The organism is Muriicola sp. (assembly GCF_049669965.1).
GTDB lineage: Bacteria > Bacteroidota > Bacteroidia > Flavobacteriales > Flavobacteriaceae > Muriicola.
Genome location: NZ_JBATLB010000038.1, coordinates 1 through 1,878 on the forward strand (window position 1 = coordinate 1; position 1,878 = coordinate 1,878).

Here is a 1,878-nt window from a genome sequence, read left to right on the forward strand (position 1 = left end):
ATCAGCAATGGGCCAATTTTAGGGTCCAAAGCCTTCAAATCCTTGCGGGAGCCACCTATAAAGTCCATTTTTAGTTTTAGCAGTTTGAAAGTCAGGTAGATAGGTCGTTTTTTATCAATAAAAATCACCTTATGCCCATAATTATCTACCCTTTGACGAACCAAACTGGTATTATTCATATCAAGACCCAGACTTTCGTTATTTTTATCCTGAGGACCATAAGGTACCATCCGGATGAAAAAGATCAATACATTTAGTATCATTGTGCTACTTCATTTTGGAATGTATACGGGGATATCCCAGAACCTGGTTGCTAACCCCAGTTTTGAGGACCATAAGGCCTGTCCGGTACGGCTGGGAAATTTTAATTCAGATGTAGTGGGTTGGAGTACCCCTACCAATGGCTCTACCGATTACTTTCACAGCTGTAGTGAGGCCATGGGAACACCAAAAAATTTTAATGGCACCCAGATCGCAGATTTTGGGGAGGGATATGCCGGGTTTTATTTATATGCCCCTAATGATTACAGGGAATACATGCAAGCAGAACTCCTAACTCCCTTAGAAAAAGGAGTAAGCTACGAATTGTCCTTTTTTGTGAGTCTGGCAGAACGCTCAGATTTTGCGATCAATGAGTTTGGGGTAGTATTTTCCGAACACCCCCTGAGTTTTGAGATCCATAAAGAATTATCAAAAATGCATTTGTATAAGGATACCGGTAATTCCTTTACTTATCTGGAGATCGGGTATTCACATTTCGCCAATGACACCAAAGATTGGATGTTGGTGTCTACCCCCTATGTTGCCGAAGGCAATGAACAATTTATGACTTTGGGGAATTTCAAAAACAATGCCCGTACACGTAAATTTCTATTTAATAAAGGCGCTAAACAGGGGGCCTATTACTATGTAGATATGGTCTCCCTTTCCAGAGCAAATTCTGAACCCTCCCATGCTATTGCCGATAGTTCGAAAGATAAAACGTCCTATAGCCTCAATACCACCCATCTTTTTGATCATGTACTCTTCGATTTCGATGAATACCAATTACTGGAGGCTGCCAAGACCTATTTAAAGCAGACCTATGATTTTTTGGAATCGGATCCAAGTTTACATATCGTGATCCACGGACATACCGACGCCGTTGGAACTGACGCCTATAATTTAAAATTATCTGATAGCCGATGTAAGGCAGTGGCCGACTATTTTATGACCCTCGGACTGTCAAAAGAACGGGTATCCTGGAAAGGTCATGGTGGAAGCCTGCCAATAGCTTCCAATGCTACTCCGGAAGGAAGACGTAAAAACAGACGTGTAGAATTTATTCTTACCAAGATAGAGTAGAGCTTCCTAATAGTCTGAATAGTCAGTAGGGTACAGCAGCAGAATATCGGCTTTACTTACATTATTATCGTAAAAAGGATCGTTGATCAATCCCTGCCATTCCGGCGAAGCAACAAATGCCTTCCACATAAGGTCTCTGGTCTCCATATCCTTAAAAGTGGTCATATACATAAGATTGGGCATCCGCGGTCCTGCGAGTACTTCTCCATAGAATACCGCATTAAATCCTAATCTCTGAAACAAGGCTACTTCACCTCCTTCGTTAAACATGTGAACTTTATTGATAAATAATGCCTCTGTGGGCGACTCATAACTTCTCAGTTCATAAACCCTGTCCGATCTATCCCCCTCAACCCTGGAAGCTTGGAGTGCTGGCATTTCTTTAAAGGCCTTGAGAAGTAGGGTCTCAATTCGGTCATAAGGAGGAGCGTCATGGGCCGCATTCAAAAATAGCGAATGGTTCTTCTGGAGTTCTTCATCCTTCTCTAAACTTTCTTTTATAAGATCGAGTGTGTTGGGTTGACTAATGGGATA

General features: G+C 41.9%; 3 protein-coding genes. 1 reads left to right on the forward strand and 2 read right to left on the reverse strand.

The window, feature by feature from the left end; all coding sequences use genetic code 11:
- A partial coding sequence (locus WBM49_RS02430; protein WP_424370474.1) for a hypothetical protein occupies positions 1 to 263 on the reverse strand: 263 nt, incomplete at its 3' end.
- On the opposite strand from WBM49_RS02430, the gene WBM49_RS02435 reads away from it, so the two are divergent.
- Positions 235 to 1,344: an OmpA family protein gene (locus WBM49_RS02435; RefSeq protein WP_424370475.1), complete on the forward strand. Its 1,110-nt coding sequence runs from the start codon at positions 235 to 237 to the stop codon at positions 1,342 to 1,344. The two genes, WBM49_RS02430 and WBM49_RS02435, sit on opposite strands and share 29 nt — an antisense overlap.
- A 6-nt stretch (positions 1,345 to 1,350) precedes the next feature.
- On the opposite strand, the gene WBM49_RS02440 is transcribed toward WBM49_RS02435, so the two are convergent.
- Positions 1,351 to 1,878 (reverse strand): NIPSNAP family protein (locus tag WBM49_RS02440; RefSeq protein WP_424370476.1); only part of this gene is annotated, 528 nt, incomplete at its 5' end.

Excerpts from the sequence above, each read along its gene's own strand:
- WBM49_RS02435 (WP_424370475.1), top strand. The coding sequence starts at position 235 with ATGAAAAAGATCAATACATTTAGTATCATTGTGCTACTTCATTTTGGA.